Origin of the sequence: Micromonospora trifolii (assembly GCF_050516465.1) — a bacterium.
Lineage (GTDB): Bacteria > Actinomycetota > Actinomycetes > Mycobacteriales > Micromonosporaceae > Micromonospora > Micromonospora trifolii.
This window is the reverse complement of record NZ_CP191526.1, coordinates 3,997,834-4,021,415: the sequence shown is the minus strand read 5'-3', so window position 1 is coordinate 4,021,415 and position 23,582 is coordinate 3,997,834. Positions and strand designations below refer to the sequence as shown.

The window sequence follows — 23,582 nt, the reverse complement described above, 5'->3', positions numbered from 1 at the left end:
TTCGGCTCGGCGTCGCGGCACCCCGTGCCGAGCGCCAGGGATGTCGGTGCGACGGACTAGAGTCGCTGCCGTGACAGCTACGACACCGCGCCTGCTTCTCGTCGACGGACATTCCATGGCATACCGGGCTTTCTTCGCCCTGCCGGTGGAAAACTTCTCCACCACGACGGGTCAGCCGACCAACGCGGTGTATGGCTTCACCTCGATGCTGATCAACGTGCTGCGCGACGAGCAGCCCACCCACATCGTCGTGGCCTTCGACGTCTCCCGCCACTCCTTCCGCACCGACAAGTACGCGGAGTACAAGGCCGGCCGCAGCGAGACCCCGACCGACTTCAAGGGCCAGGTCAGCCTGGTCAAGGAGGTCCTGGCCGCGCTGCAGATCCCGGTGGTGGAGAAAGAGGGCTTCGAGGCCGACGACGTCATCGCCACGCTCGCCTGCCAGGCCCGCGACCAGGGCATGTCGGTGCTTGTCAGCAGTGGTGACCGCGACGCGTTCCAGTTGGTCGACGACCAGATCACCGTCCTGTACCCGCGCAAGGGCGTCTCCGACCTGGCCCGGATGGACCCGGCGGCGATCGAGGCGAAGTACGGCGTTCCGCCACAGCAGTACCGGGACCTCGCCGCGCTGGTCGGCGAGACCAGTGACAACCTGCCCGGCATCCCGGGCGTCGGCCCGAAGACCGCAGCCAAGTGGATCACCACGTACGGCGGGGTCGAGGGCGTGATCGCCCGGGCCGACGAGATCAAGGGCAAGGCCGGCGACAGCCTGCGGGAGCGGCTCGCCGACGTGATCCGCAACTACGAGATCAACCGCCTCGTCTCCGACCTGGAGCTGCCGCTGCGCCCGGAGGAAACCCGCTGGACGGGTTGGGACCGGGAAGCGGTGCACCAGGTCTTCGACACCCTGGAGTTCCGCATCCTGCGCGACCGTCTCTACCAGTACCTGGAGGCGGTCGAGCCGGAGGCCGAGTCCGGCTTCGACCTCACCGGCGAGGTGCTCACCGAGCCCGGCGCGCTGGCCGGGTGGCTGACCACGCACGTCCCGACCGGCACCCCGGTCGGGTTGGCGGTCAAACTCGACACCGGCCCCAACCGCCGACACACCGCCTCCATCACCGGTCTCGCGCTGGCCACCGCCGGCGGCGCGGCGGCCTGGGTCGACCCGGCAAGTCTCGATGCGACCGACGAGGGCGCCCTGGCCAGCTGGTTGGCCGACGCGCAGCGCCCCAAGGTGCTGCACGACAGCAAGCCGGCCGTGCTGGCCTGCGCCGCGCACGGCTGGCACCTCGCCGGCATCGTCCGGGACACCCAGATCGCCGCGTACCTGGCCCGCCCCGACCAGCGGTCCTACGACCTGACCGACCTCGCGCTGCGCTACCTGCACCGGGAGCTGCGGGTGGACGTCCCGGAGTCCGGCCAGCTCACCCTCGACGGCCTCGGCGACGAAGGGGTGGTCGAGCAGAACCTCATGCTCCAGGCCCGGGCCACCCTCGACCTGGCCGACGCGATCGACGCCGAGCTGTCCCGCGACGGAGAGCAGTCCGCCCGGCTGATGGCCGGCGTGGAGCTGCCGCTGATGCGGGTGCTGGCCACCATGGAGAGCACCGGCATCGCCGCCGACACCGACTATCTGTCCGAGCTGGAGGCCCACTTCGCCGCCGAGGTGAAGGCCGCCGCGCAGGGCGCGTACGAGGCGGTGGGTCGGGAGTTCAACCTCGGCTCGCCCAAGCAGTTGCAGGAGATCCTCTTCACCGAGCTGGGTCTGCCGAAGACCAAGAAGATCAAGACGGGCTACACCACCGACGCCGACGCCCTCCAGTGGCTCTACGCGCAGCAGCCGCACCCGGTGCTGGCCCACCTGCTGCGTCACCGGGACGTGGCCAAGCTCAAGTCGACAGTCGACGGGCTGCTCAAGTCGGTCTCCGACGACGGCCGGATCCACACCACCTTCAACCAGACCGTGGCGGCCACCGGTCGGCTCTCCTCCACCGAGCCCAACCTGCAGAACATCCCGATCCGCACCGAGGAGGGCCGGCGGATCCGGCGGGCCTTCGTGGTGGGAGACGGCTACGAGTGCCTGCTCACCGCCGACTACAGCCAGATCGAGATGCGCATCATGGCGCACCTCAGCTCGGACGACGCGCTGATCGACGCGTTCAACTCCGGCGCCGACTTCCACGCCGCCACCGCGTCGTCGGTCTTCGGGGTGCCGCTCGACGAGGTCACCCCCGACCAGCGCCGCAAGATCAAGGCCATGAACTACGGCCTGGCGTACGGGCTCAGCGCCTTCGGCCTGTCCCAGCAGCTCAGCATCAGCACCGAAGAGGCGCGCGGTCTGATGGAGAACTACTTCGCCGGCTTCGGTGGGGTGCGCGACTACCTCCAGCAGGTGGTCGCCCGGGCCCGCCAGGACGGCTACACCTCCACCATCCTCGGTCGGCGCCGCTACCTGCCCGACCTGGTCAGCGACAACCGGCAGCGCCGTGACATCGCCGAGCGGATGGCGCTCAACGCCCCCATCCAGGGCTCCGCCGCCGACATCATCAAGGTGGCGATGCTGCACGTCGACACCGCGCTGGGCGAGGCCGGGCTGCGCTCGCGGATGCTGTTGCAGGTGCACGACGAGTTGGTCTTCGAGGTCGCCCCGGGTGAGCGGGAGGCGCTGGAGGCCCTGGTCCGGCGGGAGATGGGCGGGGCTTACCCGTTGTCGGTGCCGCTGGAGGTGTCCGTCGGTCTGGGCCGGGACTGGAACAGCGCTGATCACTGATTTGGTTGCGGCGTGGGGGCTGCCCCGGAACCCCTGACCGGGTTGCTCTGGTCGCGGCCGTTGGCGTGGTGGATCAGGGTCGTGGCGTTGAAGGCGCCAATGTCACCGACGTTGTGCGGATCGTGCGGCCGGATGACCGGCTACTTCATCGGGTCGTGGCCCCAGTTCATGAGGGACCAGCGCCACTTGGTGTCGCGGACGTTGCCGGAGGGGCGCTGCGCCATGTGCCGGCGTACGTAGCCGACGACCTTGCGCATGTGCTTGTAGTCGCCCTCGGACAGGTCACCGCGTTTGCGGCGGAGCAGGTTGATGATCTTCCGCCCGGATTCGTGCCCGACGGACTCGCCACCACCAGCACGACCGCCCTTGTGCCAGCCGACCTGCTTCGACTCGTCGGTCTCCAGCCAGGTGGACAGCTCACCGGGCTTCATGTTCACCGCTTCGGTGAACTCCCGGTAGGTGTCCCGGCCGTCGTCACCTCTGCTCATGACGCAGCGCCTCGGGGCGGTGGGCCACGTCGCGGCCCGTGCCGTCACTGCGGACCCGGTACTGCGGGTCGTCGGGGGCCGCGTTCACGGCCCGCCCGCGGATCCGCGTCCGCTCGGTGATCGTCTCCCGCACCACGCCGTACGCGCGGCTGCCGTGGGCCGACCAGGAGACATGGTCGCCCTTGTGGAATCGCTGTTCGGCCATGGTCCTCGGCTACCCGAGGCGGCCAGGGCGAAACGACTACGGGGTGATCTCGGCGACCGGCAGCTTGATCTCGAACGGCTCGGTCAGCTCGATCACGTCGGCACCGTCGGCGACCAGCTCGTACTGCCGCTCACCGCCCGGCCCCACCCGCTCACCGATCCGGTACGCGTACACGTGCACCGGGTCCTGCTCGATCCGCCAGTAGAACGGGATGCCGGCGGCGGCGTACTCACCCGGTTTCGCGAACCGGTCGATCCGTCGCGTTCCGGGCGAGACGATCTCCACGGCGAGCACGACGTCGTGCGGCCGTAGCCAGGACCGGTCGGACGGCACGTCGGCGCGGCACAACAGGACATCCGGGCGTCGGCTGGTGTGGTAGCTGACCTCGATCGAGACGGCCTGGGTGGCCCGGATGTCCGCCGGTGCGTGGCATCGCAGCCAGGTCCAGAGCAGGCCGGCGATGTCCTGGTGACCCAGGGTTGGGAAGGGCATCACCTGGAGTGCCCCGTCGACGAGTTCGACGCGCGGCGAGTCGTCGTCCGGCAGGTTCTGCAGGTCGACGACCTGATAGTCGGCGCGCTGTTGTCGTGCCGGGTCCGGACGCCAGCGGTCCGGTGGTGTCGGGTTCGGCCATGCGCTCACCGGCGGACCGTAGCGCCCGCGGCGTGCGGGCCCGTCGCACTGAGCGTGCGGCGCCTACCCGGTGGGCTTCTCGGTGACGAAGATGGCGGTGCCGGGAAAGAGTCGTCCGCGCAGCGGGCTCCACTGCCCCCAGATCCCCTCGTGTCCCTCCGGCCACTCCGGCTCCACCAGGTCCAGCAACCGGAACCCGGCGCCGACCAGCTCGCGGATCCGGTCGCCGAGGGTGCGGTGCTGCTCGACGTAGGTGGCCACGCCGGTTTCGTCCTGCTCCACGTACGGGGAGCGGTCGAAGTACGAGTGCACGGCCGTCAGGCCGCCCTCGCCGGGGTCGTCGAGGAAGATCCACCGCATCGGGTGGGTCACCGAGAACACCCACCGGCCGCCCGGGCGCAGCACCCGGTGCACCTCGGCGAGTAGCGCCGCCGAGTCGTCCACGAACGGGATCGCGCCGAACGCGGTGCAGGCGACGTCGAACGACCGGTCGGCGAACGGCAGGGCGAGCGCGTCGGCCTGCACCAGCGGTACGCGTACCCCGGTGCGGTCGGCGGCCTCGGCGGCGTGCCGCAACATGCCGGCTGACAGGTCGAAGGCGACCGGCCGGGCGCCCTGGGTGGCGAGCCAGCGGGCGGCGGCCGCGGCGCCGGCGCCCACCTCCAGCACCCGCCGCCCCGACACGTCGCCGAGCAGCCGGGCGTCGGCCTCGCGCAGGCCCTCGGGGCACCACACGAAGTCCACGTCGCCGAGGAACGCGCCGTGTTCGGCCTGGTAGTCGTCGGCGTCGGTGTCCCACCAGCCGCGGTTGGCGCGCCGGGCCTCGGCGTCACCCACCCGGCGCCGGGTAACCCGGCTGTCGTCATCCACGCGCTCACGCTAGGCCCCGCCCACCCCATTGGGTACGGCGGCGCGTTCTGGATCCGCACGACTGCTCGCGGAGCGGCCGAAGGGGCTGCTGTGACGCAGGAGACAGCAGGGGTGTTTTCCGGGCGATTGTTCGGCTTTCGCAGGTCATCGCACGAAGAGAACCCGGGAGGGCTTGCACGCTGTGGTAATGCGCACGGTAGGCTAGACGATGCGCTCGCGGATCGCGTTGCCTCGGCAGGGAGCAGGTGCGCGGTCGACGGAACCACATCATGATCTCACTAGGCGATCGTTCGGTGTGCCCGGCGACGGATCCGCTGGCGCGAACAGGTCACTGCGACACACCAGCCTGCTGTGACAACCCACCGACCGGAGCAACCGCCCACATGACGAGCAGCATCGAGGCCCCCTCGAGCGCCACCCGGGTCACCCACGACGATCTCGGTTCCGAGGAGGCATTCCTCGCCGCGATCGACGAGACCATCAAGTACTTCAACGACGGCGACATTGTCGAAGGCACCGTCGTCAAGGTCGATCGGGACGAGGTCCTGCTCGACATCGGCTACAAGACCGAGGGTGTCATCCCCTCTCGTGAGTTGTCGATCAAGCACGACGTGGACCCCGCCGAGGTTGTGACGGTTGGCGACCACATCGAGGCCCTGGTCCTCCAGAAGGAGGACAAGGAGGGTCGTCTGATCCTCTCCAAGAAGCGGGCACAGTACGAGCGGGCCTGGGGCACGATCGAGAAGATCAAGGACGAGGACGGCGTCGTCCGCGGTTCGGTCATCGAGGTGGTCAAGGGCGGCCTCATCCTCGACATCGGGCTGCGCGGCTTCCTGCCCGCTTCCCTGGTCGAGATGCGTCGTGTGCGCGACCTGCAGCCGTACGTCGGGCGGGAGCTCGAGGCCAAGATCATCGAGCTGGACAAGAACCGCAACAACGTGGTCCTGTCCCGCCGGGCCTGGCTGGAGCAGACGCAGTCCGAGGTGCGCACCGAGTTCCTCAACAAGCTGCAGAAGGGCCAGGTCCGCAAGGGCGTCGTGTCCTCGATCGTCAACTTCGGCGCCTTCGTGGACCTGGGCGGCGTCGACGGTCTGGTGCACGTCTCCGAGCTGTCCTGGAAGCACATCGACCACCCGTCCGAGGTCGTCGAGGTGGGCCAGGAGGTCGAGGTCGAGGTCCTGGACGTCGACCTGGACCGCGAGCGGGTCTCGCTGTCGCTGAAGGCGACCCAGGAAGACCCGTGGCGGCAGTTCGCCCGCACCCACGCGATCCAGCAGATCGTGCCGGGTAAGGTCACCAAGCTGGTCCCGTTCGGTGCGTTCGTCCGCGTGGACGACGGCATCGAGGGCCTGGTCCACATCTCCGAGCTGGCCGAGCGCCACGTGGAGATCCCGGAGCAGGTCGTCCAGGTTGGCTCCGAGGTCATGGTCAAGGTCATCGACATCGACCTCGAGCGTCGCCGGATCTCGCTGTCGCTCAAGCAGGCCAACGAGGGCTTCGTCGAGGGCGAGGAGCACTTCGACCCGACCCTCTACGGCATGGCTGCCACGTACGACACCGAGGGCAACTACATCTACCCGGAGGGCTTCGACCCCGAGACGGGCGAGTGGCTCGAGGGGTACGACAAGCAGCGCGAGACCTGGGAGAACCAGTACGCCGAGGCTCGTGTGCGCTGGGAGGCCCACACCAAGCAGGTGCAGACCTCTCGGGCTGCCGACGCCGAGGCTGCTGCCAACCCGACTCCGGTCGTCCCGGCCGCTGGCGGCGGCGGTGGCGGCACCACCTCTTCGTCCAGCCCGGCCCCGAGCCGGCAGGCCGAGGAGCCGGCCGGCACGCTGGCCACCGACGAGGCGCTCGCCGCACTGCGGGAGAAGCTCGCCGGCGGTAAGTGACCCGCTGAACGACGACGGGCCCCGTCCCCGCGATCTCCGGATCGCTGGGGGCGGGGCCCTCGCCGTACCCGCCCCCGCGCTAGTTGCGGGCGGGGCGTGCCCAGGGGGCGAGTTGCGGGCGCGGCGTGCCCCGGGCAAGTTGCGGGGGCGATGTGCCGGCCGCCGGGGCGCTGTGGCGGGCGCGGCATGCACGGCGGCTGGTGCGGACCGCCAAGATCGCGCTCGATCCATGATGTAGGGGCCTCCCGGACGCCGCACACCACCAATTCCTGGATCGAGCACGATCTTGCGGGGCGCGGGGCGCGGGGCGCGGGGCGCGGCGCGCGGAAAGCGGAAAGCGGAAAGCGGGACCGGGGCCGGCGCCGGATGCCCAGGCGCCGGGACGGGCGCGGTCGCGGCCCGAGGCGGGGTGGGTTGGGAGGTCACCGGGCCGTGGGTGGGTTTGGCGGCGGGCTTGTCGATCCGGTTGACTGTTCGGGTGCTGAGGGTGGGGTTGACCGGCGGAATCGGGTCAGGCAAGAGCGCGGTGGCCGCGCGGCTCGTCGAGCGGGGCGCGGTGCTCATTGACGCCGACCGGGTGGCCCGGGAGGTGGTGGCGCCGGGTACGGACGGGCTGGCCGAGATCGTCGCCGCATTCTCCGACGCGGTGCTGGACGCCGACGGCGCACTGGACCGTGCCGCACTGGGAGCTGTGGTGTTCGCCGACGAGACCGCCCGCCGTCGACTGGAGGCGATCACCCACCCCCGGGTCCGGGCCCGCACCGCGGAGCTGGCCGCTGCGGCGGCACCCGACGCGATAGTCGTCAACGACGTACCGCTGCTGGTCGAGGTGGGTCTCGCGCCGACGTACCACCTGGTGGTCGTGGTGCAGACGGCCGTGTCGACCCGACTGGAGCGGCTGGGACGCGACCGGGGAATGGGTCGCGCGGAGGCCGAGCGGAGGATCGCCGCCCAGGCCGACGACGCCCGACGCCGGGCGGCGGCGGACGTGGTGCTGACCAACGACGGGAGTCTGACGGCGCTGCACGACGCCGTCGACCGGCTCTGGAAGCAGCGGTTGGTGCCCTACGAGGACAATCTGCGCCAGCGGCGGGTGGTTCCGCCGGACGCGGTCGAGCTGGCCGGGGCCGACGCGAGGTGGCCGGAGCAGTACGCGCGGCTGGCCGCCCGGATCCAGCACGCGCTCGGCTCGGATGCCCTACGGATCGATCACATCGGTTCGACGGCGGTGCCCGGCCTGGCCGCCCAGAACGTCATCGACGTGCAGGTGGCGGTCGCCAGCCTCGCCGACGCCGACGGGCCGTTGGCCGATCGGCTGGCGAGCGCCGGGTTCCCGCGGGTGCCGGGGCAGTGGTGGGACGACCCGCGTCCGGCCGGCCGGGGCCGGTGGGAGAAGCGGCTGCACGGCAGCGCGGACCCGGCTCGCCCGGTTCGTCTGCACGTGCGGCTGACGGATTCGCCGGGTTGGCGGTACGCGCTGCTGATGCGCGACCACCTGCGTGCCGACCCGGATCAGCGGGCTGCCTACCTGATGTTCAAGCGGGACCTGGTCGACGCGGCGCCGGAGGCCGGCGATTCCGGCACGGCCCGGAACCCGTGGTTCGACGAAGAGTACCTACGGGCAGAGCAGTGGGCCGCGCAGACCGGCTGGCGCCCCTGAGGGTGCCGGTCAGCGGGCACCGGGCCGAGGGGCTGAAGGTCGAGGGGCCGACGGTCGAGGGGCTGCCGGCCGAGGGTTGGCGGCCAGTCGGGGCACGACGGCGGGCTGGAGATCCAGGTGCGCCCACGCGCCGGCGTCGGTCTGCAATTCGAGCCGGCGGAGCGACCCGTCCCGGTCGAGCCAGTACCGCAGCCGTGCGTCGGCGGGACCCGACTCGATGACGTCCACGGTCCGTCCGGCGGTGAAGTCCTCGCGTACCCGCACGGCCGCGCCGCGCTGCCCGACCGACCCGGCGGCGATTGCGGCGTCGACCAGCACGCTCAGGTCGTCCCGGCCGGGCCGGGAGACCCGCCAGGCTCCGGCCGGGGGCGGCAGCGGCGGCCGGGCCGGCGCCTCCGCGGTGCCGCCGCCGGCGTTGACCGCTGGCAGGTCCGCCCGGGCCAGACCGGCGGCGTCGCGTCGCAGCAGGGTCCGGCGATCCGGTACGCCCAGGTCGGCGACCGCGAGGTACGCGGTACGCGCGGTCCAGCTCAGCCAGCCGGCGCCCCGCAGGTTCGTGTCCGTGCCCATCGGCGCGGTCAGCGTCACCGTGGCACCGCCCTGGGCGCGGAGCCGGGTCGGCAGCCGGTCGAGGCGACGCTGCTCGGCGTCGGTCAGCGCGCGGGGCAGACCGGGGCGGCCGCCGAGTGCGTCCACCGGTCGTAGTGTCGGTCGGTCCGCGCGGTTGAAGATCATCGTGACCGGGCCGGCGCCGGGCAGCCGGGTCACCAGTTTGTGCAGCCGGGCGTCCTGATCGAGCCAGTACCGGGTCTGTCCGTCCGGGGCGGGCGTCGCGGCGCTGGGGGTGCCGATGACAGTGCTGGCGGCTGGCGCGCTGGCGGGCAGTGGCGCCTGTATGACGTCCAGTGGGCCGGCCGGCACGGTCTCCCGGGCGATCCAGCGCGCTCCGTCGGACGGTGCCGTCCTGGTCGTGGTGTCCGGGCGGTCGGCGGCGAGATCGAGAAGCAGGTCGAGCACCGGTGCGAGGTGTGCCCCGGGTGCCAGTCGGTGCAGCCGCCACCGGTCCGCCGGGGGCATCAGCGGTGGGGCCGCGGGGGTGGGCACCGCCGCCGGATCGGGCCGGATCACCAGCACCGGACCGCTCTTCTGCAACAGTCCGCGTTCGGCACCCGCGCCCGGCCCGCCCACGTCGAGGTAGAGCAGCGACCGGGACCAGTCCACCCAGCCCACCAGTTCGATGCGGGCTGCGCCGGTGCCGGCCGTGACCCGTACGCCGGCGCGCAGGTCCCGCAGGTTGGTGACCCGTATGGCGGCCAGCCGCTCGCCCTCCGCCAGGGTCAGCGGCCGGGCCGGCTCGGGCGGGTCGGGCGCCCAGCTCAACAGCCCGAGCACCAAGGCCGTCGCGGACGTCACGGCCGTCAAACCGAGCAGCAGCAGCACCGTACGCCGACGACGGCCGGCCGAGGGCGGGCCGGTCGTGTCGGCAGCCTCGGCGGTGTCCGGGGTGTCGTCGCGGCGGGTGGTCTCGTGGCTCCGCTCGGCGGCGGCCCGGCGCGTGCCGTCGGTCTTGCGGCCGGCGGTGGCTCGGCGCGCGCCGCCGCTGGTCCGGCCGGCCGTGGGCCTACCTCCGGTGTCGCTGGTGGTCCGGATGGCCGCCGAGGCGCTGCCGGCCGGGCCGGTGCGGTGCCGCCCGGTGCTCGGGTCGTCCGGCCGGGGGGTGGCGGTGGGGGCGGTGTCGGGCGCCGGGGTCGGAGAGGTGTCCACGGAGATGAAACGGGCGGGGAGGCACCGGGGTGACGAGCAGGGGCGCTCGCGGCGGCCGGTCTGCGCCTCGAGCGCGACCACACGGGTGCGCACGCCGGACGAGCCGGGTGCTGCGACCGCAGTGCCGGGGGTGACCGGCCGTGATGTTGGCCTGGCCACCGGCCCGGTCGGCCGCCGCGAGCGGCCTACATGAAGAGGGTAGTCCCGGTGACATGGGCCACACAATGGGAATATTGAAGCCGATCACGTACCTGGCGTGACGGCCGTTCCTGTCGGACCTCCGGCGTACCGTTGACGGCATGGCGCTCGACATTCCCCGGCTGGACAGCCGCTTCCAGGTCGTCAGTGAGTTTCAGCCGGCCGGCGATCAACCGGCGGCCATCGATGATCTTGAGCGCCGGGTTCGGCGCGGCGACCGCAACACCGTTCTGCTCGGCGCGACCGGCACCGGCAAGAGCGCCACCACGGCGTGGCTGATCGAGCGGCTGCAACGCCCCACCCTGGTGCTCGCCCCGAACAAGACGCTCTGCGCGCAGCTGGCCAAGGAGTTCAGCGAGCTGCTGCCGCACAACGCGGTCGAATACTTCGTCTCGTACTACGACTACTACCAGCCCGAGGCCTACATCCCGCAGACCGACACCTACATCGAGAAGGATTCCTCGATCAACGAGGAGGTGGAGCGGCTGCGGCACTCGGCGACGATGTCGCTGCTCACCCGCCGCGACGTGATCGTGGTGGCGACCGTCTCGGCGATCTACGGCCTGGGCACTCCGGAGGAGTACCTCAACCGGGCAGTGAAGGTGCAGATCGGGCAGGAGCTCGACCGCGACCAGTTGCTGCGCCGGCTGGTCGACATCCAGTACACCCGCAACGACATGGCCTTCCAGCGGGGCACCTTCCGGGTCCGCGGCGACACGCTGGAGATCATCCCGGCGTACGAGGAGCTGGCGATCCGGATCGAGCTGTTCGGTGACGAGGTGGAGAAGCTCTACTACCTCAACCCGTTGACCGGTGACGTGGTCCGCGAGGTCGACCAGCTGGTGATCTTCCCGGCCACCCACTACGCGGCCGGTCCGGAGCGGATGGAACGGGCGATCCGCGACATCGAGGTGGAGCTGGCCGAGCGCCTCGCCGAGCTGGAGCGGCAGGGCAAGCTGCTGGAGGCGCAGCGGCTGCGGATGCGCACCACCTACGACATCGAGATGATGCGGCAGGTGGGCTTCTGCTCCGGCATCGAGAACTACTCGATGCACATGGACGGGCGGCTGCCCGGCAGCCCGCCGCACGCCCTGCTCGACTACTTCCCCGACGACTTCCTCACCGTGGTCGACGAGTCGCACGTGACCATCCCGCAGATCGGCGGCATGTACGAGGGCGACGCGTCCCGCAAGCGGATGCTCATCGACCACGGCTTCCGGCTGCCCAGCGCGGCCGACAACCGGCCGCTGCGCTTCGACGAGTTCCTGGAGCGGGTCGGCCAGATGGTCTACCTCTCCGCGACCCCCGGCACCTGGGAGATGGAGCAGGCCCAGGGCGAGTTCGTCGAGCAGGTGATCCGACCCACCGGTCTGGTCGACCCGGAGGTCGTGATCAAGCCGACCAAGGGTCAGATCGACGACCTGATGCACGAGATCAAGCTGCGGACCGACCGGGACGAGCGGGTGCTGGTCACCACGCTGACCAAGAAGATGGCCGAGGACCTGTCCGACTACCTCCTGGAGAACGGCATCCGGGTGCGCTACCTGCACTCGGAGGTCGACACGTTGCGCCGGGTGGAGCTGCTGCGCGAGCTGCGCAAGGGCGACTACGACGTGCTCGTCGGCATCAACCTGCTCCGCGAAGGCCTGGACCTGCCCGAGGTGTCGCTGGTGGCGATTCTCGACGCCGACAAGGAGGGCTTCCTTCGCAGCGGCCGGTCGCTGATCCAGACCATCGGGCGGGCCGCTCGTAACGTCTCCGGTCAGGTGCACATGTACGCCGACAAGATCACCCCGTCGATGGCGGCGGCGATCGACGAGACCGATCGGCGTCGGGCCAAGCAGATCGCGCACAACGAGGCGCACGGCATCAGCCCGGAGCCACTGCGTAAGAAGATCCACGACATCCTGGACGACATCTACCGCGAGGCGGAGGACACCGAGAACTCCCGGGTCGGCGGCGCGGTGCGTCAGCTTTCCCGAGGCAAGGCGCCGGTCAAGGAGACCCGCAGCCGGAGCCGGTCCGGCGCGACCACCACCTCACGGGAGGGGATGGCCCGCGCCGACCTCGCCCAGCTCATCCAGGAGCTCAACGACCAGATGTTGGCCGCCGCCCGCGAGCTTCAGTTCGAGTTGGCGGCCCGGATCCGCGATGAGGTCTCCGACCTGAAGAAGGAGCTGCGCGGCATGGACGCCGCCGGCGTGAAGTGACGGCCGCCCGGTCGGCCCCGCCCAGCGCACCACTCGGGCCCGGCCGACCGGGGCACGCGAAGGGCGGGCACGGTTGACGGCGGTGGCGCCGATCGGCGAGATGGTCCTCGGGCTGCCCGACGCCAGCCTGCGTCCGTTCGTCGACAGGTACGTGGGCTACCGGGAACGGGCGGACGTGCCACTGGTCCGCCGGGAGTCGGCGGGCGTCTTCGTGGTGCTGATCCTGGGCTGGGGCGCTCCGCTGGACGTGACCGACCCGCGCAGCGCGCAGCGCGGTGTCACCGCTGTCGACTCGTTCGTGGCCGGCACCTTCGACAGTTGGTGCACCACGCGCACTGTGGGTGTGGGGGAGGGCGTCGAGTTGCTGCTCGCCCCCCTGACCGCCCGCCGGCTCCTCGGTCTGCCGCTGAGCGAGCTGACAAATCGGGCCGTCGGCATCGGGCAACTCCCGGGCCGTTGGCTGGATCGGCTGCGCGGCCGGCTCGCCGAGGCCCCCGGCTGGCCGGAGCGGTTCGCCCTGCTCGACCGGGTGCTCGCCGCCCGGCTGGCGGCGTCCCCGCCGGTGGACCCGCGGCTCGACTGGGCGTGGCGATGGCTTGCCACCAGCGGCGGGCGGGGGAGCGTCGGTGCGCTCGCCGACGAGCTGGGCTGGAGCCGGCGGCACCTCGCGTCCCGGTTCCGGCAGGAGGTCGGGCTGCCGCCCAAGATGGCCGCCCGGCTGCTGCGTTTTCAGCAGGCTTCCGCCGCGTCGACGCAGGTCGGGGTGGACGGGCGGGGAGTCGACTGGGCCGCCCTGGCGGCGGGCTGCGGCTACTACGACCAGTCCCACCTGATCCGGGACTTCCACCAGTTCGCGGGGGGCACGCCGGCCGCGCTGCTCGCCGGCCGGTGACGACGGCCGGCTGACCCGCAGCCGGGTCGGCGATCCGCCGAGGTCACATTCGTCCAATCCGGATCCGCGTCGCCGGCCGCAGAATCGGGTCATGCGAACCATCTATCCGATCTTCCGTTATCCCGATCCCCGCGCCGCGATCGACTGGCTCGTCGCCGCCTTCGGTTTCCGGGCGCATGCCGTGCACGAGGCGCCGGACGGCACTGTCGCGCACGCCGAACTGGTCCTCGACACCGGCATGATCATGTTGGGTGGTCGGGCCGACGCCGCGCCCCGGCCGGCCGACGACGACTGGTCGGTCTACGTGGCCGCGCCGGACGTCGACGCGCACTGCGCCCAGGCCCGCGCGGCCGGCGCCGAGATCATCCGCGAGCCGTTCGACACCGACTACGGCTCCCGTGACTACGCCGCCCGCGATCTGGCCGGCAACGTCTGGTCCTTCGGCACCTACCGACCCTGAGCCCGGCCTCGCCGACCGGGGACTCGCGGCCCGCCGAGACCAGTCTTCGCCGCCGTTGACCGCTACTGAGCTGCGGGAACGGTGTGTATGGGCCAGCCCGGCCGGTCCACGGCGCCGAATGCCCTGATTGCGGTGCGCGAGCGAGCTATTGCACTGGGTGATCGTCCTGCGTAGTCTCCCTCGGTGGGGAGGCCGGGATGCCGCTGCCAACAAGTCCTGTCATTCGACGTGCACGTCTCGGCGCAGAGCTGCGCCAACTCCGTCGGCGCGAGTCGCTGACCCTGGAGCAGGTCTGCGACCGGCTGGGCTGGGCCTCGACGTCGAAGCTGTCCCGCATCGAGCTGGGTCAGAGTCGTCCGGACCTCGCCGACGTGCTCGATCTGCTGGATGTCTACAAGGTGCCCACGCCCGCCCGGGAGGCGCTGATCGTCATCGCCCGGGACGCGGCGACCAGCCGAGGCTGGTGGAAGACGCTGGGCGAGATGAGCGAACGGCAGCGCACCTACGCCGAGTTGGAGGCGGGCGCCGCCGACATCGTCGAGTACCAGCCGTCGGTGGTGCCGGGGCTGCTCCAGACGCCCGCGTACGCCCGGGTGTTGGTCTCGGCCGGCGCCCAGCTCACGCCGGAAGTCGATGTGGAGGCCGAGGTGCGCGCCCGGGCCCTGCGGCAGGAGGTGCTGCGGCGGGCCTACCCGCCGCGCTACACGGCGGTGCTCGCCGAGGCCGCCTGCGACCCGGGTGACCTGCCGGTGGCGGTCTGGCGTGAACAGCTACGTCATCTGGTCGCCGTGACCGGCCTGTCCCACGTCACGGTGCGGCTGTTGCCACGCGGGGCGGCCGGTGGCGGGCTGCATCCACTCACACCGTATTCCTGCTACGCCTTTCCCGACCCGGCGGACCCGCGCACCGTGATGCTCGAGGCGTTGACCACCGACGTCCGGTTGGCCACCGTGCTCGACGTCGACCGCTACGAGCGGATGACCGCGGCGCTGCTGGCCGCGGCGCTGTCACCGGAGGAGACGGTCACCCTGCTGGCCCGCCGCGTCGGCGAGTAACGGCTCAGGGGTGTCGACGGTGACGCGCCGCGCGGCCACCGGGCCCGGCGCCCCCGAGTCCGTCGGGACCGGCGGCCGGCGCGTGCGCCCGGCACGATAACCGTGGGGTACGACAGCCCGGCTCAGGCCGGTACGTCGAGGAAGTGTTCGACCACTGGCGGTCCCGCGAAGTGCGGCCCGATCAGCGCCCGCCACTTGTCGAACCGTTCGGTGGCCCGGAAGTTCTTCTCGTGCGCCTCGACCGAGTCCCATTCCACGAGCAGCACGAAGCGGGTCGGTGACTCGATTCCTCGGGTCATCCGCACGGATCGGCAGCCGGTCGCCCCGGCGAGCACCGGGTGACCCTCGGCGTACGCGGCGGCGAACGCGTCCTCGTGTCCAGGTAGTACGTCGATCAGCGCGACCTCAAGCACCATGTCGGACAGCCTCCCACGGCGATCGGGGCAGTCGGTGTCGCGGGGTCTGTTCCGACGTCGCCGACGCACCAAGGGTCTGTCTCGAAGCCCCTGGCCGGCCTGCGGCGGGCCCAGGCGACGACCGGCCGCGTTGGATATTCGTCCGGATACAACACCGGTATCCGGACGAATATCCGCCTTGCCGGACCGCCGCCTGGACTCCGCCTCGGCTCGACCGAGGACTTTGACACAGACCCTAGGGTGGCCTCGTGATCATCGACTGGCTCACCGGCACCGCGTTTCGGGTGGCCGGTACGGGCACCACCTGGGCGGAGCTGCTGGGGTTCGCGACCGGTGTGCTCAACGTGTGGTTGGTGGCCCGGCAGAAGATCGCCAACTGGCCGATCGGCATCGCCAACGTGCTGCTGCTCATGGTGCTGTTCTGGACCGCCGGGCTGTACGCCGATGCCGGGCTTCAGGTCGTCTACGTCGCGCTCGGCTGCTACGGCTGGTGGCACTGGCTGTTCGGGGGCGAGCGGCGCACCCGGCTCACGGTGAGCCGGACGGGGCGGCGGGAGTGGCTGGGGCTGACTGCCGTCGGGCTGCTGCTCACCGGGGCGCTCTGGGTGCTGCTGGACCGGGGCACCGACTCGACCGTCCCGCTGCCGGACGCGTTGACCACGGCGCTGTCTCTGCTGGCCACGTACGGGCAGACCCGCAAGCGGGTGGAGAGTTGGTGGCTCTGGATCGCCGCCGACCTGATCTACATCCCGTTGTACGCGTACAAGGGGCTGCACCTGACGGCCGTCCTCTACCTGGTCTTCCTCGCCCTGTGCGTACTCGGGTTGCGCGCCTGGCGGGCCGACCTGCGTCGGGCCGACCGGCCGAGCGCGGTCCCGCCCGGCCCGGCCCCGGCCACCGCGTGAACGCCGAGACACCCGGCCGTGCGCCAGCGCCACGCGTGCCGGCGCGCTCGGCCGCCGCGGAGTTCGGGCACGGAATGGTGGTGGGCAAGTTCTATCCACCGCACGCCGGGCACCACGCGCTGATCCGGGCCGCCGCCGCCCGCTGCGCCGAGGTGACCGTCGTCGTGGCGCCCTCGCGTCGGGAGTCCATTGCGCTTCCGCTGCGCCTCAACTGGCTGCGGGAGGTGCACGCGGACACGCCGTGGGTCCGTGTCGTCGGCCGGTACGACGACCACCCGGTGGACTACGCCGATCCGGCCGTCTGGGACGCGCACTGCGCGGTGTTCCGGGAGGCGGTCGGGTCGGATTCGGTGGACGCGGTCTTCTCCTCCGAGGCGTACGGCGCCGAGCTGGCGCGCCGCTTCCACGCCGTACCCGTGTCGGTGGATCCGGATCGGCGGACCGTGCCGGTGTCCGGGACGGCCGTGCGCGCGGACCCGGCGGGTCACTGGCGGTGGCTGAGCCCGCCGGTGCGGGCGTGGTTCGTCCGGCGGGTGGTGGTGGTCGGGGCCGAGTCGACCGGGACCACGACGATGGCGGCGGCGCTCGCCGAGCATTACGGCACGTCCTGGGTGCCGGAGTACGGCCGGGAGTTGACCGCTCGCAAGCTGGCCCGGTTGCGGGAACGAACGCCGGAGGCGACCGTGTTCGACGTGGTCTGGGACCGGGACGACTTCCGCGCGGTGGTCCGCGAGCAGCAGGCGGCCGAGGACGCGGCGGCCCGGACGAGCGGGCCACTGCTGGTCTGCGACACCGACGCGCGGGCGACGGCGGTGTGGGAGGAGCGCTACCTGGGCAGCGCGTCGGAGGAGGTGCGGGCGGCGGCGCGTCGGCCGGCGCTGTATCTGTTGACGGATCACCGGGGGGTGCCGTTCACGGATGACGGGCTGCGCGACGGTGAGCACTTGAGGGCCTGGATGACCGAGCGGTTCCGGGCCGAGCTGGCCGGGTGCGGGGTGCCGGTGGTGGAGCTGACCGGGTCGCACGCCGATCGGTTGGCCCGGGCGGTACGGGCCTGCGACGACCTGCTCGCCGCCGGATGGTCGCTCGGCGAGCCGATCGCCGCACCCGACGTGCACTAGCCTCCTAGGAAGCCATAGGCGGTGTGACGCGTCGAGCGGGTGTCCGGCGCCACCGGGTGCCCGGGGTGTGATCACGGGGCGTGGTGGGCAACAATGGTCAGCGAGGAGGGGAGTATTCCCCCGCAACGGAGTCGTCAGCACGGTCGATCGCCGGAACCACGGTGTCCCGACCCGGCCCCGTAGGTCGCCGCCCCTCACCGGGGCGACGGCGGAAGAGACCTCCGACAGTCACCAGAGTGAGCGACAGCGGCACGCCGGCTCCCGCAGGGGCGTACGGTGTGCCCGACGCCGCGTGTCTGCCGGAGGAATGAACGTTGGACGTGTCCGGATTGGTGTGGGCGGGAACGCTTGTCGCACTGACTGCGGTCCTGCTCGTCGACCTGTTGATCATCGGTCGGCGCCCGCACGAGCCGAGTGTGCGGGAGTCGAGCCTCTGGGTCGGCTTCTACGTCGGTCTCGCCCTGCTCTTCGGTGCGGGTGTCTGGCTGACCTCCGGGGCCAGCGCGGCCGGCCAGTTCTACACCGGCTGGCTCACCGAGTACAGCCTCTCGGTGGACAACCTCTTCGTCTTCGTGATCATCATGGCCCGCTTCGGGGTGCCTCGGCAGTACCAGCAGAAGGTGCTGCTCGTCGGCATCGTGCTGGCGCTGGTGATGCGCGGCGGGTTCATCGCCGCCGGTGCGGCACTGATCACGCAGTTCTCCTGGGTCTTCTACATCTTCGGCGCCTTCCTGATCTACACCGCGGTGAACCTGGCCCGGCAGGGTGAGCCGGACGAGGACGAGTTCTCCGAGAACCTGCTGATCCGGTGGAGCCGCAAGGCGCTGCCGATTTCGAAGGACTACGACGGCGCGAAGCTGACCACCCACGTGGCCGGCAAGCGGCTGTTCACGCCGATGCTGATCGTGATGATCGCGATCGGCACCACCGACCTGATCTTCGCGTTGGACTCGATCCCGGCGATCTTCGGCATCACCCAGGAGCCGTACCTGGTCTTCACCGCGAACGTCTTCGCGCTGATGGGCCTTCGGCAGCTCTACTTCCTGCTCGGTGGCCTGCTCGACCGGCTGATCTACCTGAGCTACGGCCTGGCCGTCGTGCTCGGCTTCATCGGGGTCAAGCTGGTGCTGGAGGCACTGGCCGACAACAACCTGCCGTTCATCAACGGTGGCGAGCACGTCGGCTGGGCGCCGCACATCCCGATCTGGCTGTCGCTGCTGGTCATCATCGGCACCCTGGGCATCGCCACCGCCGCCAGCCTGATCAAGTCCTCCCGGGACCGGCGCCGCGAGTTGGCCGACGCCCGACACTGACCGGTCACCGGCCGGGTGCGGACACGCGCCCGGCCGGTGAAGGGCGTGTTTCGGAGGTGCTGGCCGGCCTACGCCGACCGACACTTCCGAAACACGCCCTAGACCCGGTGCGCGCCCACCAGCGTGGCGGTCCGGTCGGCCGGCAGTTCCTCCTCGATGACCCGTCGCCGCCGGTAGCAGGCGTGCAGCATCCGGCGCTGGCCGCCGTCGCCGGGGGTGGCGGTGACGATGCCGATGTGGTGGATCTTGCGGCCGGGTCGGGCGAAGAAGTAGAGATCGCCAGGGCGTTCCGCGCCCAACGACAGCGGGGTGGTGGCCACGGCCTGGTCGTCGGCGTCGCGGGGCAGCAGCACCCCGAACCGACGCCAGGCCAGATGCACCAGCCCCGAGCAGTCGATGCCGTGCGCGGAGAGACCGCCCCAGATGTAGACCACGTCCAGCAGGCGCTGTGCCACCGCGAGCGCCTGCGCGGCGGTCGGCGACGCGGCGTCGGACGGGACCAGGTGGCGGTCGGGCAACCAGAGCGGGGTGGCCCGGCCGGGGACGTGCACCGGCTGCCAGTCGTCGAGCGAGGGGCCGGCCGGGACGAGCCGGGTGCCGACGACGACGCCGGGCAGCACCAGCGGCCCGTTCGGGGCGGCGTGCAGCCCGGTGAACGTGGCGTCCACCACCAGTGGGTGGTCGGTGCTGGTGTGGGCCGGGTCGAGAACGGCCAACTGCTCGGCGGGGAGCCAGCCCGGGTAACCGCGGGGGTCCAGCTTGGCGGCTGGTTGTTCGACGGCGACGACCCGGGCCCAGCCGTCCGGGCGCAGCTCGCTGACGAGGACCCGCTCGCCGAGCAGGAGTTGGGTCAGCACGCAGTCGCCGACCTGCTGGTCGGTGTCCATTCCGGAGACCCAGGTCGGGATGTCGACGCCGGCGGTCAGCGCCGGACGGTCGACCGGGCGGACTGCCTCGGGGGAGGTCCACAGCGTCGCCACGGCGACCCGGACGACGGCCTCGCGGCCCGGTTGCAGCTCCACGTCAACCCCCAGATCGTGTCGGCTGTCCAGGGGAACCCTATGAAAGAAACCGACGGTCATCAACCACGAGCCTGCACTTTTGCTTCAGCGAGGCCGGAAATGCCCAGGCCAGGGGCGTCCGGCAGCACCACGGTAGCCCCGTCGTAGCGGATGCCGCCCTGCACCGGTGACCACGCCAGCCACCAGGCGGCGTCCAGGTCGGCGACCGCTGTGGTGCCGTACGCGGCGACCAGGCTCGCCGCCGCCCCGATGCCGACCTGGCTCTCCATCATCGAGCCGACCACAGTGCCGAGCCCGTGCGCGGTGGCCAGGTCGAGGAGGGTACGGGCTGGATGCAGCCCACCGCACTTGGCCAGCTTGACGTTGACCAGGTCGGCGGCGCGGCGGCGGATTACCTCCACCAGGTCACGGACCCCGAAAACCGCCTCGTCGGCCAGGATCGGCACGGAGACCCGGTCGCTGACCCAGGCCAGCCCGTCCAGGTCCCAGCGGGCCACCGGCTGCTCGACCAACTCCACGTCGAGCCCGGCGTCCTCGATGCCGCGAATCACCCGGACCGCCTCCCGGGGCGTCCAGCCCTGGTTGGCGTCCAGCCGGATCCGGGTGCCCGGGCCCACGGCCGCCCGTACCGCGCGCACCCGGTCCAGGTCACCGGCCGCGTCGGTGCCGACCTTCAACTTGAGCACGCCGAAGCCGTCGGCCTGCCGCTGCCGTGCCGCGGTCGCGAGGTCCACCGCGTCGCCCGCCGCCAGCGTGACGTCCGTCGGGACCCGCAGCGTGGTGCCCCCGAGCAACCGCACCAGGGGTACGCCCAGCCGCCGCGCCGCGAGGTCGTGCAGGGCGACGTCCACCGCCGCCTTCGCGGCCTCGTTGCCGACCACCGCGCGCTGCACCTCGGCGCAACGGGTCACCAGGTCGTCCGGGTCACGGCCGATCAGCCGTGGGCCGAGCAACTCGCGGACGCACGCCTGCGCCCCGGCGACCGACGCGCCGGTGACCTGCCAGACCTGGGGCGCCTCGCCGAAGCCGGACCGGCCGTCGCTGTCGACGAGTTCGACGACCAGGGTGTCCACTGTGGTGGTACGGCGCAGCGCGGTGACGAACGGGGTGTGTAAGGGGGCGGAAACCCGGTGGGTGCGTACCGCCGAGATCGTCATGTAGGGCACCCTATACGGAGGTTCACGGTGGGAGGGGAGACCGGATGACCGGGCAGGGCTGGGAGCTGGTGGGTGCACCGAACGCGCGTGACCTGGGTGGGCTCGTCGGCGCGGGCGGGCGGCGGGTCCGCGTCGGGCAGTTGATCCGTACTCCGGCGCTGGGTCGGCTGACCGACGAGGACCTACCGGTGCTGGCGAAGCTGGGGCCGGCGTGCGTGGTGGATCTGCGCGACGCCTCGGAGATCGCTGTCGCTCCGGAGGACCGGTTCGCCGGTGAGCCACGGGTGGTGCGCCTGCCGGTGCACGACGCGGAGCACCCGGTCTTCACGTACGTCTCGGCGGTGCTGCTCGGTCACGACCTGAACGCGTACGCGGAGCTGGCCCGGCAGGGCACGGCGGGGGCGATGGCGGCGATCTACCGCTGGTTCGTCACCGGTGAGTCGGCGCGGGTCGGTTTCGCCGAGGCGGTGCGGCTCGCGGCCCGGCCGGAGAATCTGCCGCTGCTCTACCACTGCTCCGCCGGCAAGGACCGCACCGGTTGGCTGACCGTCATCCTGTTGACGGCGCTCGGGGTGGACGAGGCGGCCATTCGCGCCGACTACCTGCGCAACAACGAGCTGACCGACAGTCTGCGGGCGGTGATCGTCGAGGCGATGCGCCGACGGAATCCCGAGCTGGACGTCGACGCGGTGTTGCCGGTGCTGGAGGTCCGCGCCGAGTATCTCGACGCCGCTTACGCCGAGGTGCGTCGGGTGCACGGCTCGTTCGACGCGTACCTGCGCGACGGGCTGGGGCTCACCGACTCCGACCTCAGGGCGTTGCGGGCGCAGTTGCTGGAGTGACCGGCGCGTAAGTGGGTGTGCCGGTGCGGGCGGCGCGGCCGGTGACGATCAGTGCCTGGCCGGCGGCGTAGGTCGCCATGACCAGCACCGGTGCGCCGGGTGGTTGGGCCACCTCGGCCACCCCGGCGGCGATCAGCAGGTCGGAGCCGAGGAACAGCGCGGCGCCGAGACCGACGCGCCAGCCCTGGGTGGAGGCGGTACTGGCCATGGCGGCCAACGCGAGCGCGTAGCCGGCCACCGGCACGGCCAGACCGGCGTCGGTGAGCCCGGTCCACATCCAGGTCAGGGCGACGACGGTCAGCACCGCGTACCCCAGGGGGACGGCGACCAGCGGCGCACGGCGCAGCGCGGTCGCGGCGCCGTGCCGGGTGAAGGCCGCGAGGTAGCAGAGGTGCGTGCCGAGGAAGCAGGCCATGCCGGCGAGGAACCAGCCGGTGCCGTCGATCATGAGGGCGACGTCGCCGCCGGTGGCGAAGGCCAGCGCGGCGAGTAGCAGGCGGTCGGGTCGGGCCGCGCGTTCGGTGCTGACCCGCCACAGGTACGCGGCCAGCAGCGGCATCAGCAGCGGCTTGGTGAGCAGGAAGGCCAGGCCGCCGCCGGTGGCGTTGGCCAGCAGGTTTGCCGCCGTCACGACGAGGAAGGCGATCAGCACGGTGCGACTGCGGGGCATCTGCGGCTCCGGGGTGGGGGTGCCAGCAGCCTAGCCGCAGTCGGCGGCGCCGGCCTCGCCGCCGAGGGTGTCGGGGGTCAGAGCTGGTGGCGGGCGGCCCAGACCTGCGCCGAGATGTGCGCGAGCAGCAGGCAGGCGTCGTCCTCGATCTGGTCGTCGCCCCCGGCCAGGTCGGTGGTGGTGCAGACGGCGATGAGGTACGGCGGGGCGTCGTCGGGCAGCACCACGCCGGCGCCGTGGCGGACGCCGCGGACCCAACCGTTCTTGTGCGCGATGCGGGTGCCCGCGGGCAGGCCGGCGGCGAGGTCCTCGCGGTGTTCCTGGGCGAGCAGAATGTCCAGCATCGTGGTGCAGGCGGCCGGTGAGGCGAGTGGGCCGGGGGTGTCAGCCCCGGTGGCCAGGGCGCCGAGCAGGGCGGCCAGGTCGGCGGCGGTGACCGTGTTGGTGATGCCGGCCTCGCGGGCGGCGAAGTCCTCGATGCCGCGGCCCGTGACGCTGTTGCGGGCACCGGCGAGCGCCCAGACCTCGGCGACCGCGGGCAGCCCGACGTGGCCGAGGACGAGGTTGGTGGCGAGGTTGCTGGAGCGCACGATCATCCGGTCGGCCAGCCAGCGCAGCGACGCGGTGCCGCCGATGCGGTCCCAGACCGCGTCGTCGTTGTCATAGGGCTGTGCGTTGGCGAAGCGGGGTGCGCCGGGCTTCGCGGAGTCGAAGTCGTTGACGACCGGGACCGGGGCGTCCAGGTCCAGGGGGCCGGCCTCGGCGGCGCGGTGCAGGGCGGCGAGCACCGCCACCTTCATGGTGCTCGCGGCGTAGTGGCCGGCGTCCGCGTGGCGGGTCCAGGTCGGCGGGGCGTTAAGCCGTCCCACGTACGCGGAGACGGTGCCGGGCACCCGGTCCAGGTGGGCGTCGAGATCATCCCAGGTCATGCCGGTGACCGTAGCGGATCACGTGCGGGCGGGCTCGCGTACCCGTCGGGGGGAAGACGACGGGCGCGCCGGCCGCAAGCGGCCGACGCGCCCGGTGTCGGGTGCGGGTG

General features: G+C 71.8%; 20 protein-coding genes and 1 pseudogene. 11 read left to right on the top strand and 10 right to left on the bottom strand.

What is annotated here, in order from left to right; translation table 11 throughout:
- Positions 1-70: 70 nt before the first annotated feature.
- Positions 71-2,770 (top strand): DNA polymerase I, encoded by a 2,700-nt coding sequence (gene polA, locus ACQRWP_RS18550; protein WP_430496434.1) that lies wholly within the window; start codon positions 71-73, stop codon positions 2,768-2,770.
- 143 nt (positions 2,771-2,913) lie between these two features.
- Here the strand turns inward: polA and ACQRWP_RS18545 are convergent.
- The 4 genes and pseudogenes from ACQRWP_RS18545 to ACQRWP_RS18530 form a co-directional block, all read right to left on the bottom strand.
- Positions 2,914-3,258 (bottom strand): annotated as a pseudogene (locus tag ACQRWP_RS18545) (DUF3140 domain-containing protein); the annotation flags it as partial.
- Positions 3,245-3,463 (bottom strand): DUF2945 domain-containing protein, encoded by a 219-nt coding sequence (locus ACQRWP_RS18540; protein ID WP_430496432.1) that lies wholly within the window; start codon positions 3,461-3,463, stop codon positions 3,245-3,247. The pseudogene ACQRWP_RS18545 and the gene ACQRWP_RS18540, both read right to left, overlap by 14 nt.
- A gap of 36 nt (positions 3,464-3,499) precedes the next feature.
- Entirely contained in the window at positions 3,500-4,105 is a 606-nt protein-coding gene (locus ACQRWP_RS18535) for a Uma2 family endonuclease (RefSeq protein WP_430496430.1), read from the bottom strand.
- A 54-nt stretch (positions 4,106-4,159) separates the two neighbouring features.
- Positions 4,160-4,966 carry a class I SAM-dependent methyltransferase gene (locus ACQRWP_RS18530; protein WP_430496428.1) on the bottom strand — a complete coding sequence of 269 codons (807 nt, stop codon included), beginning with the start codon at positions 4,964-4,966 and terminating at the stop codon, positions 4,160-4,162.
- A 383-nt stretch (positions 4,967-5,349) separates the two neighbouring features.
- Between ACQRWP_RS18530 and rpsA the strand changes: the two genes are divergently transcribed.
- Together rpsA and coaE are read left to right on the top strand one after the other, a co-directional pair.
- Positions 5,350-6,858, top strand: coding sequence for a 30S ribosomal protein S1 (rpsA, locus tag ACQRWP_RS18525; RefSeq protein ID WP_406071547.1), 1,509 nt, complete (start codon positions 5,350-5,352; stop codon positions 6,856-6,858).
- Between the two features lie 478 nt (positions 6,859-7,336).
- Positions 7,337-8,518, top strand: coding sequence for a dephospho-CoA kinase (gene coaE / locus ACQRWP_RS18520; RefSeq protein ID WP_430496426.1), 1,182 nt, complete (start codon positions 7,337-7,339; stop codon positions 8,516-8,518).
- Positions 8,519-8,527: 9 nt separating this feature from the next.
- Here coaE and ACQRWP_RS18515 read toward each other — a convergent pair whose 3' ends face one another.
- Complete coding sequence (locus tag ACQRWP_RS18515) at positions 8,528-10,375, bottom strand: hypothetical protein (protein WP_430496425.1); 1,848 nt, start codon at positions 10,373-10,375, stop codon at positions 8,528-8,530.
- Positions 10,376-10,581: 206 nt separating this feature from the next.
- Between ACQRWP_RS18515 and uvrB the strand changes: the two genes are divergently transcribed.
- From uvrB to ACQRWP_RS18495, 4 genes are all read left to right on the top strand, one after another.
- The gene (gene uvrB / locus ACQRWP_RS18510; protein WP_430496424.1) at positions 10,582-12,690 is read left to right on the top strand and encodes an excinuclease ABC subunit UvrB; all 2,109 of its coding nucleotides are present in this window, start codon (positions 10,582-10,584) and stop codon (positions 12,688-12,690) included.
- Between the two features lie 82 nt (positions 12,691-12,772).
- Positions 12,773-13,582, top strand: a complete 810-nt coding sequence (locus ACQRWP_RS18505; protein WP_430496422.1) for a helix-turn-helix domain-containing protein — start codon at positions 12,773-12,775, stop codon at positions 13,580-13,582.
- A gap of 91 nt (positions 13,583-13,673) precedes the next feature.
- Entirely contained in the window at positions 13,674-14,042 is a 369-nt protein-coding gene (locus ACQRWP_RS18500; protein ID WP_430496420.1) for a VOC family protein, read from the top strand.
- Positions 14,043-14,239: 197 nt separating this feature from the next.
- Positions 14,240-15,097: a helix-turn-helix domain-containing protein gene (locus ACQRWP_RS18495; RefSeq protein WP_430496418.1), complete on the top strand. Its 858-nt coding sequence runs from the start codon at positions 14,240-14,242 to the stop codon at positions 15,095-15,097.
- Positions 15,098-15,219: 122 nt separating this feature from the next.
- Here ACQRWP_RS18495 and ACQRWP_RS18490 read toward each other — a convergent pair whose 3' ends face one another.
- On the bottom strand, positions 15,220-15,513 hold the full coding sequence (locus tag ACQRWP_RS18490) for an antibiotic biosynthesis monooxygenase family protein (protein ID WP_210785904.1): 294 nt from the start codon (positions 15,511-15,513) through the stop codon (positions 15,220-15,222).
- A gap of 248 nt (positions 15,514-15,761) precedes the next feature.
- Here ACQRWP_RS18490 and pnuC point away from each other — a divergent pair, with 248 nt between their 5' ends.
- From pnuC to ACQRWP_RS18475, 3 genes are all read left to right on the top strand, one after another.
- Entirely contained in the window at positions 15,762-16,418 is a 657-nt protein-coding gene (pnuC, locus tag ACQRWP_RS18485; RefSeq protein WP_430496417.1) for a nicotinamide riboside transporter PnuC, read from the top strand.
- Positions 16,419-16,453: 35 nt separating this feature from the next.
- Positions 16,454-17,539 (top strand): AAA family ATPase, encoded by a 1,086-nt coding sequence (locus ACQRWP_RS18480; RefSeq protein ID WP_430496416.1) that lies wholly within the window; start codon positions 16,454-16,456, stop codon positions 17,537-17,539.
- A 314-nt stretch (positions 17,540-17,853) separates the two neighbouring features.
- Positions 17,854-18,852 (top strand): TerC family protein, encoded by a 999-nt coding sequence (locus ACQRWP_RS18475; RefSeq protein WP_430496415.1) that lies wholly within the window; start codon positions 17,854-17,856, stop codon positions 18,850-18,852.
- A 98-nt stretch (positions 18,853-18,950) separates the two neighbouring features.
- Here the strand turns inward: ACQRWP_RS18475 and ACQRWP_RS18470 are convergent, their stop codons facing one another.
- On the bottom strand, positions 18,951-19,874 hold the full coding sequence (locus ACQRWP_RS18470; RefSeq protein WP_430496414.1) for an NlpC/P60 family protein: 924 nt from the start codon (positions 19,872-19,874) through the stop codon (positions 18,951-18,953).
- Between the two features lie 59 nt (positions 19,875-19,933).
- Positions 19,934-21,031, bottom strand: a complete 1,098-nt coding sequence (locus tag ACQRWP_RS18465; protein WP_430496412.1) for a mandelate racemase/muconate lactonizing enzyme family protein — start codon at positions 21,029-21,031, stop codon at positions 19,934-19,936.
- Between the two features lie 44 nt (positions 21,032-21,075).
- Between ACQRWP_RS18465 and ACQRWP_RS18460 the strand changes: the two genes are divergently transcribed.
- A complete protein-coding gene (locus ACQRWP_RS18460) occupies positions 21,076-21,873 on the top strand; it encodes a tyrosine-protein phosphatase (RefSeq protein ID WP_430496410.1) in 798 nt (265 codons plus the stop codon).
- On the opposite strand, the gene ACQRWP_RS18455 is transcribed toward ACQRWP_RS18460, so the two are convergent.
- The gene (locus ACQRWP_RS18455; RefSeq protein ID WP_430496408.1) at positions 21,842-22,543 is read right to left on the bottom strand and encodes a lysoplasmalogenase; all 702 of its coding nucleotides are present in this window, start codon (positions 22,541-22,543) and stop codon (positions 21,842-21,844) included. The genes ACQRWP_RS18460 and ACQRWP_RS18455 overlap by 32 nt on opposite strands.
- 77 nt (positions 22,544-22,620) lie before the next feature.
- On the bottom strand, positions 22,621-23,472 hold the full coding sequence (locus ACQRWP_RS18450) for a serine hydrolase (protein WP_430496406.1): 852 nt from the start codon (positions 23,470-23,472) through the stop codon (positions 22,621-22,623).
- Positions 23,473-23,582: the final 110 nt, after the last annotated feature.